The 15,156-nt window shown below is 66.6% G+C and carries 21 protein-coding genes; 6 read left to right on the forward strand and 15 right to left on the reverse strand.

Annotated elements, in window-relative coordinates:
• Positions 1-77: 77 nt before the first annotated feature.
• The 7 genes from ABZ911_RS30900 to ABZ911_RS30930 all read right to left on the reverse strand — a co-directional run bounded on the left by ABZ911_RS30900 (position 78) and on the right by ABZ911_RS30930 (position 3,562).
• Positions 78-395: a PIN domain-containing protein gene (locus ABZ911_RS30900; protein ID WP_358063715.1), complete on the reverse strand. Its 318-nt coding sequence runs from the start codon at positions 393-395 to the stop codon at positions 78-80.
• A complete protein-coding gene (locus ABZ911_RS30905; protein WP_358063718.1) occupies positions 392-622 on the reverse strand; it encodes a hypothetical protein in 231 nt (76 codons plus the stop codon). Before ABZ911_RS30905 ends, ABZ911_RS30900 begins: the two co-directional genes overlap by 4 nt.
• Before the next feature lie 9 nt (positions 623-631).
• Positions 632-1,033, reverse strand: coding sequence for a hypothetical protein (locus tag ABZ911_RS30910; protein ID WP_358063721.1), 402 nt, complete (start codon positions 1,031-1,033; stop codon positions 632-634).
• Between the two features lie 32 nt (positions 1,034-1,065).
• Positions 1,066-1,602 (reverse strand): winged helix-turn-helix domain-containing protein, encoded by a 537-nt coding sequence (locus ABZ911_RS30915; RefSeq protein ID WP_358063724.1) that lies wholly within the window; start codon positions 1,600-1,602, stop codon positions 1,066-1,068.
• A gap of 348 nt (positions 1,603-1,950) precedes the next feature.
• Positions 1,951-2,391 carry a hypothetical protein gene (locus ABZ911_RS30920; RefSeq protein ID WP_358063727.1) on the reverse strand — a complete coding sequence of 147 codons (441 nt, stop codon included), beginning with the start codon at positions 2,389-2,391 and terminating at the stop codon, positions 1,951-1,953.
• Between the two features lie 220 nt (positions 2,392-2,611).
• On the reverse strand, positions 2,612-2,827 hold the full coding sequence (locus ABZ911_RS30925; protein WP_358063730.1) for a hypothetical protein: 216 nt from the start codon (positions 2,825-2,827) through the stop codon (positions 2,612-2,614).
• Positions 2,828-2,857: 30 nt separating this feature from the next.
• Entirely contained in the window at positions 2,858-3,562 is a 705-nt protein-coding gene (locus ABZ911_RS30930) for a L,D-transpeptidase (RefSeq protein ID WP_358063733.1), read from the reverse strand.
• 90 nt (positions 3,563-3,652) lie between these two features.
• Here ABZ911_RS30930 and ABZ911_RS30935 point away from each other — a divergent pair, with 90 nt between their 5' ends.
• Entirely contained in the window at positions 3,653-4,339 is a 687-nt protein-coding gene (locus tag ABZ911_RS30935; protein WP_358063736.1) for a response regulator transcription factor, read from the forward strand.
• The gene (locus tag ABZ911_RS30940; RefSeq protein WP_358063739.1) at positions 4,336-6,120 is read left to right on the forward strand and encodes an ATP-binding protein; all 1,785 of its coding nucleotides are present in this window, start codon (positions 4,336-4,338) and stop codon (positions 6,118-6,120) included. The genes ABZ911_RS30935 and ABZ911_RS30940 overlap by 4 nt, the downstream gene beginning before the upstream one ends.
• Positions 6,121-6,353: 233 nt before the next feature.
• Here ABZ911_RS30940 and ABZ911_RS30945 read toward each other — a convergent pair whose 3' ends face one another.
• From ABZ911_RS30945 to ABZ911_RS30965, 5 genes are read right to left on the reverse strand one after another with little or no spacing between them, the layout of a single operon-like run.
• Positions 6,354-6,770, reverse strand: coding sequence for a PIN domain-containing protein (locus tag ABZ911_RS30945; protein WP_358063742.1), 417 nt, complete (start codon positions 6,768-6,770; stop codon positions 6,354-6,356).
• A complete protein-coding gene (locus ABZ911_RS30950) occupies positions 6,746-7,057 on the reverse strand; it encodes a hypothetical protein (RefSeq protein WP_358063745.1) in 312 nt (103 codons plus the stop codon). Before ABZ911_RS30950 ends, ABZ911_RS30945 begins: the two co-directional genes overlap by 25 nt.
• 37 nt (positions 7,058-7,094) lie before the next feature.
• Positions 7,095-7,274 (reverse strand): type II toxin-antitoxin system RelE/ParE family toxin, encoded by a 180-nt coding sequence (locus ABZ911_RS30955; RefSeq protein ID WP_358063748.1) that lies wholly within the window; start codon positions 7,272-7,274, stop codon positions 7,095-7,097.
• Between the two features lie 23 nt (positions 7,275-7,297).
• A complete protein-coding gene (locus ABZ911_RS30960) occupies positions 7,298-7,654 on the reverse strand; it encodes a hypothetical protein (protein ID WP_358063751.1) in 357 nt (118 codons plus the stop codon).
• Positions 7,651-8,121: a hypothetical protein gene (locus ABZ911_RS30965; protein WP_358063754.1), complete on the reverse strand. Its 471-nt coding sequence runs from the start codon at positions 8,119-8,121 to the stop codon at positions 7,651-7,653. Before ABZ911_RS30965 ends, ABZ911_RS30960 begins: the two co-directional genes overlap by 4 nt.
• Positions 8,122-8,376: 255 nt before the next feature.
• On the opposite strand from ABZ911_RS30965, the gene ABZ911_RS30970 reads away from it, so the two are divergent.
• On the forward strand, positions 8,377-9,516 hold the full coding sequence (locus ABZ911_RS30970) for a sensor histidine kinase (protein ID WP_358063757.1): 1,140 nt from the start codon (positions 8,377-8,379) through the stop codon (positions 9,514-9,516).
• Complete coding sequence (locus ABZ911_RS30975; protein WP_358063760.1) at positions 9,513-10,169, forward strand: response regulator transcription factor; 657 nt, start codon at positions 9,513-9,515, stop codon at positions 10,167-10,169. The genes ABZ911_RS30970 and ABZ911_RS30975 overlap by 4 nt, the downstream gene beginning before the upstream one ends.
• On the opposite strand, the gene ABZ911_RS30980 is transcribed toward ABZ911_RS30975, so the two are convergent.
• Positions 10,142-10,783, reverse strand: coding sequence for a DUF2306 domain-containing protein (locus tag ABZ911_RS30980; RefSeq protein ID WP_358063763.1), 642 nt, complete (start codon positions 10,781-10,783; stop codon positions 10,142-10,144). The two genes, ABZ911_RS30975 and ABZ911_RS30980, sit on opposite strands and share 28 nt — an antisense overlap.
• Before the next feature lie 392 nt (positions 10,784-11,175).
• On the opposite strand from ABZ911_RS30980, the gene ABZ911_RS30985 reads away from it, so the two are divergent.
• Positions 11,176-12,162 carry an NAD(P)-dependent alcohol dehydrogenase gene (locus ABZ911_RS30985; protein ID WP_358063766.1) on the forward strand — a complete coding sequence of 329 codons (987 nt, stop codon included), beginning with the start codon at positions 11,176-11,178 and terminating at the stop codon, positions 12,160-12,162.
• Positions 12,163-12,499: 337 nt separating this feature from the next.
• On the opposite strand, the gene msrA is transcribed toward ABZ911_RS30985, so the two are convergent.
• On the reverse strand, positions 12,500-13,147 hold the full coding sequence (msrA, locus tag ABZ911_RS30990) for a peptide-methionine (S)-S-oxide reductase MsrA (protein ID WP_358063769.1): 648 nt from the start codon (positions 13,145-13,147) through the stop codon (positions 12,500-12,502).
• Positions 13,148-13,270: 123 nt separating this feature from the next.
• On the opposite strand from msrA, the gene rarD reads away from it, so the two are divergent.
• The gene (gene rarD, locus ABZ911_RS30995; RefSeq protein ID WP_358063772.1) at positions 13,271-14,191 is read left to right on the forward strand and encodes an EamA family transporter RarD; all 921 of its coding nucleotides are present in this window, start codon (positions 13,271-13,273) and stop codon (positions 14,189-14,191) included.
• On the opposite strand, the gene ABZ911_RS31000 is transcribed toward rarD, so the two are convergent.
• Complete coding sequence (locus ABZ911_RS31000; protein ID WP_358063775.1) at positions 14,167-15,156, reverse strand: polyprenyl synthetase family protein; 990 nt, start codon at positions 15,154-15,156, stop codon at positions 14,167-14,169. The genes rarD and ABZ911_RS31000 overlap by 25 nt on opposite strands.

Genomic DNA, 15,156 nt, shown 5'->3' on the forward strand with positions numbered 1-15,156 from the left:
CAACAAGCCCAAGAACGAGGACCTGAAGGAGACCACAGAGAAGCCGACACAGAATTAGCCCAGCTCAACTGCCTTGATCAAATTGACAGGTTCCGAGCCGATCCCAGCGGAAGATCTGAATAACGCTCTATCAGGCTGGCGATGCGGTCGAGATCATCGTCCATGTGATCGACCAGGTGAAAGACTCCAGACTTCAGCGAGCGCAGGAACGCGGCCTCCACCTTGGCTCCACCGATCTTGCCCAGCATGTAGGAGACCTCGCCGGCCACAAAAGCCGGAACAAGAAGCTCACGTCGTTCTCTACGGAACTGGTTGAATATCTCAACACAGACATCGTGCTTACGGTCATTTCGGATGGCAGCGGCCACGATGGGGCCGGTGTCAACGACGATCACGCTTCGCGACCATACCCCTGTCGCAAGATCTCCTCAGCGTGTTCGGCGATGTCGTCCCGCTCGGTGGTCACCGACCCGAACCAGGCGGGCGGCCACTCCTGGCCCGACTCTCCCTCACCGGAGTGGACGAGGCGCAGGGTGTGCGCGCGCACCTCATGAAGCTGGTCCGGCGTCAGCCGATCAACCAGCCGATGCATGTCCTCGTACTCTTCAGGAGCAGCGGTCATAGCCGGAGTCTACGCCAGTCGCCCCGGAAGGCACCGATCTACCAGCACACTTGCGTCGGAACGCTGCGGTCGAGTCCGGCGGGAAGGATCGGCCTCATACTCTGCTTCGTTCCGCCGTCGGCGCATCCGGTCGAAGGGACGCAGGCTCTGACCCAACGGTGGATCAAGCTGCGCGCTGACCGCCTCATATATCGCGATGTGCCCACCCCGGCTGGTGGCCCGAAGCCCTTGGTTCTCCAGCACCGCGCACAGGGCCTTGCGTGCCGCGTCATAGAGCAGCTGGTAAGCACCGATCGGGTCCGATTCCATCGCAAGACGAGCAGTCGCCACGTGTTTTCCTGCCTGAGCGAGCAGCTCCTCGGCCTGCGAACGACTCGCCGCGACTTTTTCGATCTCGCCACGGCTAAGCATGCCCTCAAGGACAGCCCGCCCCTGCTCCCATCTCACCGGCCATGCCCCTTCTCAATCTTGAGTCGCACAAGTGGCCGGGACCTGACCGTTTCCAGGAAGGGATCGCCGGCTGAGAACTCCCAGTCATCGCGGCTCAGCCGACGCATGTTCACCTCTCTGCCAAGTTGCCGCTCCGCAGCTCTGGCGGCGTCGTACAGATCATCTTCATCAATAGCGCCGACAACCAGAACATCCACATCCTTCGGCACCCTGCCCGGCTCACCTGAGTACCGCGCAGCCCAGGAACCATAGATGTACGCCTCCTCGACGGCAGCGACGTCAGACAGCCGCTCACCAAGCACAGCCACCGGCCCGTACGTCAGAGCGAGCAACTCGGTCAGCGGCCGAGCCACGACCACGTCCGTGTCCGCGCGGATCATCCGCAGGTTGCCGATTCTCCGCTCGACGACCAGACCCGCCGCAGCGAGACGATCTACTTCCCGAGTCACGGTCGAGGCCGAGACATCGAACCTCTTCGCCAGCTCAACCTGTGGATATTCATCACCGGGATGGAGAAAGAGCCAGGCCAAGAGCTCACCCTGAAAGGGAGAGCGCAGCAACGGAAGCAAGACGGATGGTGGCTGTTTCATAAACTGAAACATAGCTTGCAGCTTACGCAAGCTCCCAGCGACCACGTGGGGAAATCGACATTCGCGTGCTTCCGTGGTCGGTCTTCAGCAAGATCGGACGGCAAGCTCTGCCACAGGATGCACACATGGCCGGGATAGATCGCGGGACTACGCGGCCATGACCGCAGTAGCCCGACGTATGACTTCATAGGCCTCAAACGCCCGGCTCGGCCAGACGACAAGTTCTGAGCTCTCGCCAGTTGCCTACTCGCTCATGTTTTCTCACTGGGATGAATGACCCGCTTATGGTCACGCACCGAGCCAGAAGAGCCCTGCGAACAGCGCCAGCGGTAGGACACGCCACACGACCGGGACACGAGGTGCGGCGACCAAGACGGCCAGGGGGTAGGCGACGATCCCGCCCAGGGGAACGGCGGGGTAGAGGTTACCAATATCGACTTGGGCCGCCAGCCGCCACAGCACCCCCATGAACACGCCCCCTAGGACGGCGACGAGCCATGCCCGGCGTATTTCAAAGAGGTACAACACCGGCCAGCAAATAGCGGCCGGTACGATGACGAACAGCGGCATCACGTCATCCGAGGTGAGGCGTACACGCTCGACAGTCAGCACTATGACCGACATCATCGTCGCGAGCAGGGTGACGACGGCGGGGATGACGACGATCGTCGAGTGTCCCATTTGACTGATCAACAGCCGACCGGAAGAAGTCTGCTCCTCCATGACCATCCGGACATGGTGTCATACCCAGTGATCCCGCAACCGGCCCGTTCGGACGCGGAGACCCACCGCTGATCCTGTGCCGCGACAGGTGCCAACGCAATCGATCGTCTGCCACACGAGCGTCGACTACATGCCGAGGTCGTACGACGGGGTCCTGCTCCTGCCCGCGATGGCCTGGTCGCTGACGCGACCACGGGCAGGAGAGGAGGTACGGCCGCGGCCTGGATCAGCCGGTGTAGGACGGGCTGACGACGACGGGCTCGTTCGGACCCGCCGTCGTCTTGACCACGGGCCGCTGGTCGGCCGGCGCCGGGGCTGGCGTGGCGGCGGACGTGACGGCCGGCTTCTTGGGATCGGCCGCGGCCGTGCCCGAGAAGCTTGCGAGGCCCGCGGTCAGGGCCAGCACCGCGCTGATGCCGATGAGCGTGGCTTTGATCTTCATATGGGTTTCCCTGTTCATTCGAGTCGGGCCTCAGCCCTGTACGACGACCGGAGTACCGATCGCCAGGTTCTTCGCCATCCAGGTGATGTCGTCGTTGCTGATCCGGACGCAGCCGTGGCTGGCCCGCGTGCCGATGGCGGAGGGCTTGTTCGTCCCGTGGATTGCCAGCTGGCCTGGGCCGCCGGCGAAGCTCTTCAGCACCGGTGAGAAGCCGCTCAGCCCGAAGGCGTAGGCGCCGTAGGCCCCGCCCTGGTCGACGGGCTTCACCAGCTCGGTGAAGAAGTATCGACCTGGAGGTGTCGGCGTGCCCGCTTCGCCCGTCGCGACCTTGCCCGACCTGACGGCCCTGTCGCCGTCATAGACCGTGAACCTGAACGCCCCGCGATCGATCTCCACCCGGTAGGCGGTCTCCGCGAGCGTCACGTCGGTGGCTTTGATCCAGCCCTTGCTGCCGTTCGGCCGGATCGGCAGCAGCACCTGGAGCCACTTGCCCTCGTCACGTTCCACCAGGAAGACACGCGTCGCGCCGTAGTCGTTGGGGCTCGTGATCGTCCTCTGTGCCACCCCCTCCTTGCTTTTGTAGACCGTGATCCGAGATCCCTTGACGCTCGCGATCTTCGAACTGACGCTGCTCGCCGGCTCGGGCCGTGCGGTGCTGCTCGCGCTGCCCACACAACCGGTCAGCAGGAAGGCGAGTGTCGCCGCAGCAGCCGTACGAAGCAGGTTGGTTCTCACCTGCCGCAGCCTGGCGACAGAATGTGTGAAACCTGTTTGGTTGTCATGCGGATCCCATATGCACCCCTGGCATGGGCATAGCCTCAGCCCATGTGCGCGTACGTGCTGGTGGCCGAGGATGACCCCAAGCAGGCCGAACTGCTCAGGCGATATCTGGAGCGGGAGGGCCATGAGGTCCTCGTCGTGCACGATGGGCGTTCCGCGATCGACGAGGCGCGGCGGGCGGATCCCGACCTCGTGATGCTCGACGTGATGATGCCGAAGGTTGACGGGTTGGACGTCTGCCGGGTGCTGCGTGCCGAGTCCGACCTGCCGATCCTGATGCTGACCGCCAGGTCCACCGAGGATGATCTGTTGTTGGGGCTCGACCTCGGCGCTGACGACTATGTCGCCAAGCCGTACAGCCCGCGTGAGCTGATGGCCCGCGTGCGGACCCTGCTGCGCCGTGCCGGGAAGTCCCAGGACGCCGATCGGCAGGTGTTCCAGGCGGGCGATCTCCTCGTGGACCCGGTCAGGCACACCGTCACCGCGGCGGACACGCTGGTGGACTGTACGCTCGCGGAGTTCCGGATCATCGAGACGCTGGCTGCCGAGCCGGAGCGGGTGTTCACCAGGAAGCAGTTGCTGGAGCGCATCCACGGCTTCGACAGGTTCATCACCGAACGCACGGTCGACGTGCACGTGATGAACCTGCGCAAGAAGATCGAGCCTGATCCGCGCCGCCCGGTCCGGCTGCTGACCGTGTACGGCGTCGGCTACAAACTGACCCACGCATGAGGTCGTTGTTCGTCAGGTTGCTCACGAGTTCGGCTGTCGTGGCGGTCTGCTCGATCACGGCGACCGCGTGGCTGGCTGCCAGCAGCACCTCTGGCGCCATCCAGCGCGAGCAGGGCCAGACGCTGGCCAGCGACGCCCGGATCAACAACAGCCTGCTCGGCTACGCCTCCCGCCATGCGGACTGGTCGGGCGTCGCCGCCACCGTGCGCGATCTCGCCGCCCAGAACAGCCGCCGCATCGCGCTGGCCACCGAGAACGGCACCCTCATCGCGGACTCGGCGACCGCCGGGACCCCACTGCCTGCCAAGGTGTCGGCCGTCGTCGACCCGCTGGCCGTGGACGTGACCCTGGTGCCAGGAGCGGCCAGGGACCGTATCGATCCGCGCGCGGTGGGTCCTTTCCTACTGTCCGCCCGCGATCGCGCCCGGCTGAGGAAGGCCGCCGACACCTACGCCGCCTGCGCGGGCCGCACCGGGCAGGCCGTACAGGTGACCGTCTCGAACACCGGCAGGCCCCTCGTCACGACGCTCAGCCAGGGGGTCAGTCAGGAGTCGAGCCCGATGCCGAGCCCGATGCCGACCGCGGCCCCCATCGTGGTGGGCGCCTGCGACGCCACTGCCTTCAGCACACCGACGCGCACCGAGAAGGCCGCGTTGAAACACCTCAACCTCCTGGTCAGCAGGTGTCTCAAGGGCAAGGGCGCGGAAAGGGGTTCGGTCGGCCTCGACTTCACCTGGGTCTCCAAGGTGAAGTCGAGGCCGACCGAGCCCGATCAGGTGATCTCCTCCTGCATCGTCACGGCCCGCAAAGAACAACTCGATCCCTTCGTCGCCCCGGCGGCGTACCTGTACATCGGCTCCCCCGCCGAGGCCACCGGCCAGCGCATCCCGCTCCCCTCGATCGCCGGTGCCGCCCTCCTCGTCCTCGTGCTGACCGTGGGCGTGAGCGTCATGGCGGCCAGGCGCCTGGTCAGGCCCGTCAACGCGCTCACCCACGCCGCGCAGCGGATGCGTGACGGGGACAGCTCCGCCCGCGTCACGGTCAGGACCACCGGCGAGATCAGCGAGCTCGCCACGGCGTTCAACGAGATGTCGGAACACCTCCAGCGCATGGAGGAGCAGCGCAAGGCCATGGTCAGCGACGTCTCCCACGAGTTGCGCACACCGCTGAGCAACCTCAGGGGCTGGCTGGAGGCCGCCCAGGACGGCGTCGCCGAGTTGGACCCCGCGCTGATCGCCTCGCTGGTCGAGGAGATCCTGCTGCTGCAGCACATCGTCGACGACCTTCAGGAGCTCGCCCTCGCCGACGCGGGCAAGCTCCGTCTGCACGTCGAACCCGTCCACCTCGGCGACCTTCTCGACCAGGTGACCACCGCCCACCGAGGCCGGGCCGAAGCCGCAGGTCTCACACTGACCAGCATGGTCACCGACGACCCCCCACTGACCGCGGATCCGGTACGGCTCCGCCAGGCCATCGGCAACCTGGTGACCAACTCCCTGCGCTACACGCCCCGCGGCGGGCACATCACGCTGGGCGCCCGCCAGGACGGCGACCAGGTCGTCGTCGAGGTGACCGACACGGGGATCGGGATCCGCGCCGAGCACCTCCCCCACGTCTTCGACCGGTTCTGGCGGGCAGAGAAATCCCGCAACCGCCAGACGGGCGGCAGCGGACTCGGGCTCGCCATCGTGCGCAACCTGGCCGAGGCACACGGCGGCACAGCCACGGTCACCAGCGTGCCAGGCATCCGCACGACGTTCACCCTGCGTCTTCCGTCATAGCGGGGCCTATGAAGGCCCGCCGTGCCACCAGGAGCAGTCGAGGACTCAGTTGCCAGCTCGATGAAGGAGAAAACGCGGCTCACGACCAGGAAGTCAGAGGCGAGCCACACAAGTGGGTACGGCTCACTCCCAGAAGCCGAGCGCGAGCCGTACCGGTGAAGTCGGCGTCTCAGCTCTCTCGGCTAATCCTCAAAAGAGGTCGTTGTTTACACGCAAGGCAGTGGTTCAGCTCGCTACACACGTACGAGGCGGACCGCCTGCCCACAGAGCTTTCTCATGTCGTCCTCATCCGTGGTGATGACGACGACCGGCCGGGTGGAACGAAGAGCGGTTGCGGCGACGACGGCGTCGATCGCGTAGTTGTGGCCGTGAAGACCGCTGTCGCGCAGCAGGTCCAGCGCGTGGACAGAGACCTTCTCGGTCACCGGCTCGACGCGCAGCCGCGACAGGTGCCAACGCAATCGATCGTTTGCCACACGAGCATCGAAGGCCTCGATAGGCGTCAGCGCACTCACAGCGACCCGGAAGTCGTTGCTCTGCGCCTCCCGCACAATGGCAGTGACTCGCTGGTCAGCCGAGCACCACTTCGAGAGCCCTTCAGAGTCCAGGATGACGGTCCCCGCGCTCAGCTTGCTTCGTGCGCGTGCCATTCACTGTCCTCCCGCAGTTCCGGGGCGGACTTCACGCTGCGGAACAACTCCTCCGCTTCGTCGCGAAGGTGCCGCGGGATCGGACCGCTCTCCTTCTCGTTGACCTGGAGCGCTTCCTCCAGCAAATCTCGCTCGATTTGGCGTTCCACGGCGGCATCCACGTACGCGGAGAACCCTCGCGCGCCGACGCGTTCCTTGATGGCGCGGATGTTGCCGGCACGCAGAGAGACGCTGACCTTGGCTGCTGGCCCCTCCCCTGGCGGGAAAGCTCGTTCAGGCAGGCTCATAGAGGGAGTTTACTACTTGCAGTAGCAAAGGCTCGCCTCATTCGGCTTCATCGCTTGCTCGATCTTCCCTCATCCGCGTCTTCCGGAAGACGGTCAGGAGGATGATCCGCCGACCCGGGGCGATCCAGTAACTGACTCGCATCGTCAGATCATCAAGGTAGAACCGGAGCTCACGTAGCTTGCCATCAAGCTGCCGCGTGTACGGCTCTCCGAGCAACGGGCCTTCTCCCGCCTTCGGCTTCAGGCGTCGGTGTCTTTTGGGTGACGAGGTGAGGCGTAGACGACCCAGACAGTGCGAGTGGTGTCATCGATGACATAGCGGACGCGCCCGCCGCTGGTGACCTCGAATTCCCATTGCTCCAGGTCCTGGCCATTATGACGATGAGTCGCGAGGTCGCCGCGCAGGCGATGTTGACGCTCATGATCCGCCCGCGAGCGTGGATCGGCGCGCAATGCCTCGAAACATCGGCGTGTGTTGCCCAGGGCGTGACGGCATAATTCCTCCCACCCCTTGACCGCATCACTGGCACCGAACCGGATATCCCATTCGTCATCCGGAGGAGGGACCGTGACCCGGTCACCGCGCTTCGGACTCATGCTGAAACCTCTACTGGCCCGTAGTCGCCGCTTGTGGCCTTGCGGGCCTGGGCGTAATGCGCGGGGTCGGCCTTGATCCGAGCGGTCGCCCGCCAGCCTGCGATGACTTCCTGGGTGGTGACATCGACATCCAGTTCCGCAGCGTCAGAGAGCGCCTCAACCAGTTCGAGTGTGAAGGCACGCAGCTCGGCGGAGGTGAGGTGGCGAACCCAGGGGAAGACCTCGGGCATGGCGATGACCAGCGCGCGAGCGGTCGGATCGTGCTTGATGAGGGCGAGGAACAGACGGGATGCCGTAGCCAGCGTCTGCCCACGCTGATCCTCGCGGTCGGCGGCGGTCAGGTAGAAATCTGGAGCGTCTCGGTGGGTGACGCGTACTCGACCGAGGCGTGCGGCGCGTTCGGCGACAGCTCGGGGGTTTCTCGACAGGTCCGAGAAGGTGACGGCGTCGGCGTTGCTGGTGCTCACTCTGCCATCGTAAGTCAGAACACATTCTGAAGTCGGTGAACTGCGGGAAGGAGAGCCACACCATCATCTGTCAGCCAGCCGGGCTGTCAGACGACTCGCACCGCGAAGAACAGCTATGAATCGTGCAGCAATCTCGATCAGATCCCAGTTCGATGAAGAAACGACAGCGAAGCCGCACAGTCGGACGCGACCTGTCGGCGGAGGGTGCGTCCCCGTGCTCTGGGCCGCCCCGAGCAGCTCTCGTACGATGTTCACGTGCCCTCCCTTCTTCGCTCCGTGTGGGACAACCCCAGTCCCCCCAACCCGCCGACGCGGGTATGGCGGGACTGGGTGCTCGTGGGAGTGCTCGTGCCGGTCGCGGTGCTCGAAGGGCTACTGCGGCCGGAGCTTCCGTGGCGAACCGTCTCGGTGATCGTCACCATCGGCCTGGTGCCCACGTTGTTATGGCGCCGGACCAGGCCGCTGCCGATGGTCGCGATCGCCTTCGCCACCACGAGCCTGGCCCCGCTGCTGACGGACGGCGACTCCGCGGAGACGTACACGATGGTGTACCTGCTGATCCTGGTGTACTCGTTGTTTCGGTGGGGGTCAGGACGCGAGGTCACACTCGGGTCGACGATCATGCTCGTCGCGGTCTCCCTCTCGCTGCTCTTCGACCGCATCACGCCCGGCGACATGGTCGGCGCGTTCGCCGTCATGTTCTCGGTCATCGCCCTGGGCGGAGCACTCCGGTACCGGGCCACGGCGAGGACGCGCGAGCTCGACCAGATCAAGCTGCTCGAACGCGAACAGCTTGCCCGCGACCTGCACGACACCGTCGCCCATCACGTCTCGGCTATGGCGATCCGCGCCCAGGCGGGTCTCGCCACATCGGAGTCGGGACCGAACGCCGCCACCGACGCGCTCCGCGTGATCGAGGTCGAGGCGGCACGCGCCCTCGACGAGATGCGCGCCATGGTCCGCATCCTGCGCCGGGACCAACCCGCGGACCTGGCGCCCGGCCGACGCGTCACCGATCTCGAACAGCTCGCGAGCCCAGGCCGCTCCGGCCCCTCTGTCGACGTGGAGATCTCCGGCGACATCGACGGCCTCCCCCCGTCAGTCGAGGCCGCGATCTACCGCCTCGCCCAGGAGTCGATCACCAACGCCCAGCGACACGCCCGTCACGCCACCCGCATCGAGGTCCGCGTCACCGCCGACGACACATCGGTGCGCCTGCGCGTGAGCGACGACGGCGACAGCAGCCCCATCCGCCCGGCCGCGCCGCCGGGATACGGGCTCATCGGCATGATCGAACGCGCTGACCTGCTCGGCGGCACCTGCGAAGCGGGCCCCAGCCCCGACCGGGGCTGGACCGTGACCGCCGTACTGCCCCGAAGCGGGGCGGCGACATGAGCATCCGAGTGATCGTCGCCGACGACCAGGAGATCGCCCGCACCGGGCTCGTGATGATCCTCGACGCCCAACCGGGCATCGAGGTCGTCGGCGAGGCCGCCGACGGACGACGAGCCGTCGAACTCGCGCGGCGCCTGCGCCCCGACGTGTGCCTGTTCGACATCCGCATGCCCGGCCTTGACGGCATCGAGGCCACCCGCTCCCTCGCCGGACCGAACGTGGCCGACCCGCTCGCCGTCGTCGTCATCACCACCTTCGACCTCGATGACTACGTCTACGCCGCCCTGCGAGCCGGTGCCCGGGGTTTTCTGCTCAAGAACGCCGGCGCCGACATGCTCTCCCAGGCCATCCACGCCGCCGCCAACGGCGACGCGCTCATCGCCCCCAGCGTCACCGCACGGCTGCTCAGCGCCTTCGCCAACACCGGGCCCATCTCACCGCCGGCGCACCCCATCGAGACGCTCACGGACCGGGAGGAACAGATCCTGGCCACCGTGGCACGCGGACGGACCAACAACGAGATCGCCGACGAGCTTCACATCTCTCTCAGCACCGTCAAGTCCCACATCGCCAGCCTGATGGCCAAGCTCGGCGCCCGCAACCGCGTCGAGATCGCCATGTGGGCTTACGAGACCAACCGCGTCAAGAACTGAGCCGGGTACGGGCCTGGATGGACCGATCGCCTACGGATGATCCATTCGGCCGCGGCGAGGTTGATCACCCAGCCTGCGCCCACGAGCAGCGCTCTGGGGATCTCTCCAGGCGTGCCGAGGATCAGGAACCAGGTCAGGTGAGTCAGCACCTGCGTACCCGCCCCCAGGCCGATCGCATAGCCGCGGATCATCCAGGCGCGGTGCCGGGCGACGTTCCGCCGCCGGATCGCGGAGAGACCGAGAACAAGGGCCAGGACCATGGCCGAGCCGAACAGGAGCCGGAAGCCGGCGAGGAGATCACCGTCACCATGGGGGCGCAGATGGAACAGGGTCATCCATAGCCCCGAGAGCGCTGCGACGAGTCCGCACGGGACCAGGACCCGCCCTGCGACGCGGTGCCAGCCGGGCCTCCGGCGGCGGAGTCGGGGGACGAACTGAAAGGCCCCGAGCACGCCGTACAGGCCGGCGCTGAGGATGTGCAGCACCACGGGCAGGGGCGCCGCGAAGAACCGTGCGTTCTCCGGCGTGATCTCCGCGCCGCCCGTCAGCTCGGTCAGGCGGACGGCACCGGCGGTCACGGGAACGGCGCTGAGCACGATCAGTGCCGCGGGCACGAGCCAATCTGCCCTGGTGGAGGAGGCTACTGCGGAAGTTCCCGCCGTGTTCCGGTCATCCGCCGGCCGACCGCTCCGCGGCGACTGCGGAGACCAGGGGTGTCCTGTCAGGCTCTCATCGGTCATGACCCGATCGTGGCGGCTGAGACGGCGGCGGCTCATCGACAGAACGGCCTGATCTGAGCTGGCCGATCATCCACCAATCAGGCGTACTTTCGGCTGATGAGTCCTTTGCGCAGGCCTTCTACGCTGATTTTCAGTGGCTCGGGACACGCTCGCCGCCATCCGGCCGACGATACCTCCGCCCCATCGACACGAGCCACGACATCGATCGTGAATGTGACGGCCCCCGACAGAACCCGCGGGCACCCGCGAGGGACGAGGAGAATGTGATGAAGGCGTTCGTCCTGCGCTCGTTCGGCTCACCCGACGTGTTGGATCTCACCGACATCGACCAGCCCGTGCCCGGCGACGACGAGGTGCTGGTCAGGGTACGCGCCACCTCCGTACAGCCCTATGACTGGCACCTCATGAGAGGGGAGCCGTTCATCGCGCGGCTGATGGGCGGCGGCCCCGGACTACGCAAGCCGAAGATCAGTATCTTGGGCGCCGACATCTCGGGGGAGGTCGAGGCGGTCGGCAAGGACGTGACGGAGTTCCGCCCCGGCGACGAGGTGTTCGCGATGCCCAAACAGGGCGGCTTCGCCAAGTACGCCTGCGTCCGGGAAAGCGAGCTGGCGCCCAAACCGAAGAACCTGTCGTTCGAGCAGGCGGCGGCGGTGCCGATGGCGGCCGGCACCGCCCTGCTGGGCCTGCGCGACGAAGGACGGATTCAGCCGGGACAGAGGGTTCTCATCAACGGGGCGTCGGGGGGCGTGGGCACGTTCGCCGTTCAGATCGCCAAGGCATTCGACGCGCAGGTCACCGGCGTCTGCAGCACACGGAATGCCGACCTGGTCCGGTCGATCGGCGCGGACGAGGTCGTTGACTACACCAAAGAGGATTTCACGCGGCGTGGACAGCACTACGACCTGCTGCTGGACATCGCGGGAAGCCGCCCGGGATCGGCGTGCCGGCGGGTGCTGACGCCCAAGGGGATCTACGTCGCCGTCGGCGGGCCGGGCAGCCGATGGTTACAACCCGTTGGTCACGTGTTCTCGGCCCTCGCGATGTCGCCGTTCGTGTCCCAGAGAATGGTCATCGCGGACGTGGTCCGATGCGTGCAGAACAGACAGAACCTGATGACGCTGACCCACTTCATCGAGGACGGCAGGATCACTCCGGTCATCGACCGCTGTTATCCGTTCGAGGAGATCCCGGCCGCCATCAGATACATGGAACAAGGGCACGCGCCGGGGAAGGTCGTCATCATGGTCTGAGCCACCGGATCCACACAACCTTGACGGTTTTCCCGCGTCCATGTCGTCCTTGTCAGAGGTGAGAACGATCACTGGTCTGACCGCACGCAGGACGGTGGAGTTGCTCGGTGGCAACCCGACCCGGAGCACAGGGCTGCCATGGAAGGCGCGTGGGCGGTGCTGGCCGCGACCGGCCCCCAGGCCGCAGCGCGGCCAGCGACCGCCAGACGCGCAGGCCGCCGCAGGCGGACTGCCCTTGACCCTGTAGAGAAAGTTGTCGCCAGAAAGGACTCTGGCCCTCGATCGTCGTCAGCTGAGCCGCGCGACCAAGAGCCAGATTGTTAGACGAACCGCAGGTCTACGCCTCGCCGGACGTCAGACCGACAGGACAGGCCACGCCCGTCCCCCCGATGCCGCAGTAGCCGTTTTTGTTGCGGTGAAGATACTGCTGGTGATAGTCCTCCGCGAAGTAGAACTCGCCCGCCGGTTCGATCTCTGTCGTGATCTCGCCGTAGCCCGAGGACGTCAGAACCCGCTGGTACGCGTCGCGCGACGCCTCGGCCGCCTTCTGCTGTTCCGGTGTGTGGGTGTAGATCGCTGAGCGGTACTGGGAGCCGACGTCGTTCCCCTGCCGCAGCCCCTGGGTCGGATCGTGCGCCTCCCAGAACACCTTGAGGAGTTCCTCGTACGACACCTTGGCCGGGTCGTACACCACCCGCACCGCCTCGGTGTGCCCGGTGAGGCCGCTGCACACCTCCTCGTATGTCGGGTTGGGCGTGTACCCGCCCTGGTAGCCGACGGCGGTGGTCACCACCCCGGGGGTCTGCCAGAAGATCCGCTCGGCGCCCCAGAAGCAGCCGAGGCCGAAGTCGGCCACCGGGTAGCCTTCCACCGGGGGCAGTGGAGCGGACAGCACCGCGTGCGTGGCCGGCACCGGCATCGGTGTCGAGCGCCCCGGCAGCGCGTCCTCGGGAGCGACCATCGTCGCCTTGTTCCTGCCGAACATCCAACCCATCGTGCGCACCTCCACCTGTCAGCCTAAATCACCCAAACACTTAAGAGCCCCTACATAATCCCACATAGCAATACGCATTTGTCTTTAAGCATGTAAGGCGCGAAACTGTACTACATGCCTGACCTTCGGCGCGGTGTACTCTTTGGGGTCGCCGCCTACGTTCTCTGGGGACTGTTCCCTCTCTACTGGCCTCTGCTCAAGCCCTCGGGCGCGATCGAGATTCTCGCCCACCGTATGGTCTGGTCGCTCGTCGCCGTCGTCGCCATCCTGGCCGTCCGACGCCACTGGTCCTGGTTCAGAGACCTGGTCAGGCAACCCAGGAAGATGGCCCTTCTCGCCCTCGCCGCGGTGCTCATCACCGTCAACTGGGGCACCTACATCTACGCGGTCAACACTGGCCACGTCGTCGAAGCCGCCCTGGGGTACTTCATCAACCCGCTGGTCAGCGTGCTGTTCGGCACCATGCTGCTGAAGGAGCGCCTGCGCCCCCTGCAGTGGACCGCGGTCGGCTTCGGCGTGCTCGCCGTGCTCGTGCTCACGATCGACTACGGCCGGCTGCCGTGGATCGCCCTCACGCTCGCCGTCACTTTCGGCATTTACGGGCTGGTCAAGAAGCAGGCCAACGTCGGCGCCGCGGAGAGCCTCACGGTCGAGACCCTGGTGCTGCTGGCCCCGGCCCTGGCCTACCTCGTGTTCCTGGACCAGTCGGGCGCCACCACGTTCGGCCGTGAGGGCGCCCTGCACGCGCTGCTGCTGGCCGGCGGCGGGCTGGTGACCGCGGTCCCGCTGCTGTTCTTCACCGCCAGCGCGATCCGGGTGCCGCTGAGCACCATCGGCCTGCTGCAGTACATCGCCCCGGTCCTGCAGTTCCTGGTGGGCGTGCTGGTCGCCAAGGAGGTCATGCCGCCCAGCCGCTGGATCGGCTTCTCCATCGTCTGGCTGGCCCTCGCCATCTTCACCTACGACAGCCTCCGTACGGCTCACGCGAGCCGTACGGCGGTGAGAGTGCGTCAGCCCGAGCGCTCGACCACGTAGTCGCACAGGGCCAGGAAAGCCTCCCTGGCCGGGATCGGGGGCAGGGAGGCCAGGTCGCCCCGTGCCCTGTTCACCCACGCGTCCAGCTCGGCACGCGCCCTGACCATCGCGGGGTCGGCGCGCAGGAGCTCCAGCGCCTCCTCGACGTCGGCCTCGGCGACGGGGCCGTCCAGCAGGGCGCGGAGGCGGTCGCTGGCGGAGGACTCCAGGGCGTACAGCACGGGCAGGGTCTTGATGCCCTCGCGCAGGTCGGTGCCGGGCGTCTTGCCGGACTCCCCGGACGAGGACGCCACGTCGAGCAGGTCGTCGCCGAGCTGCCAGGCCACCCCGATCGCCTCGCAGGCCCGGCTGAGCCGCTCCACCACGTCGTCGGGCGCGCCGGCGAGCAGGCCGCCGAAGCGTCCGGAGGTGGCGATGAGCGAGCCGGTCTTGTCGGCGAGCACGTCGATGTAGTGGGCGATGGGGTCGTCGCCGGCGCGCGGGCCGACGGTCTCGCGGATCTGACCACGGACCAGGCGGGAGAACGTCTGCGCCTGGATCTTGATCGCCTCGGGGCCGAGGTCGGACAGGATCTCCGAGGCCTGGGCGAACAGGTAGTCGCCGGTCAGGATCGCCACGGTGTTGTCCCACCGGGCGTTCGCGGACGGCGAGCCCCGGCGGACCGGCGCCTCGTCCATGACGTCGTCGTGGTAGAGCGTGGCCAGGTGGGTCAGCTCGATCACGACGGCGCCGGGCACGACGCCCGGCGCCGAAGGGTCGCCGAACTGGGCGGCCAGCAGGACCATCATGGTCCTGAAACGCTTGCCGCCTGCCTCGATGAGGTGGCGGGACGCCTCCGTGACGAAGGCGTCCTCACTCTCCACCGACGAGCGCAGCAGCTTCTCGACCGAGGCCAGTCCTGAGGCCACGTCCTGCGCCAACCGCTCATCGACGATGGGCAGGTCAACAACGGGTGGCGCAGCCAT

Source organism: Nonomuraea sp. NPDC046570, assembly GCF_040645915.1.
Taxonomy (GTDB): domain Bacteria; phylum Actinomycetota; class Actinomycetes; order Streptosporangiales; family Streptosporangiaceae; genus Nonomuraea.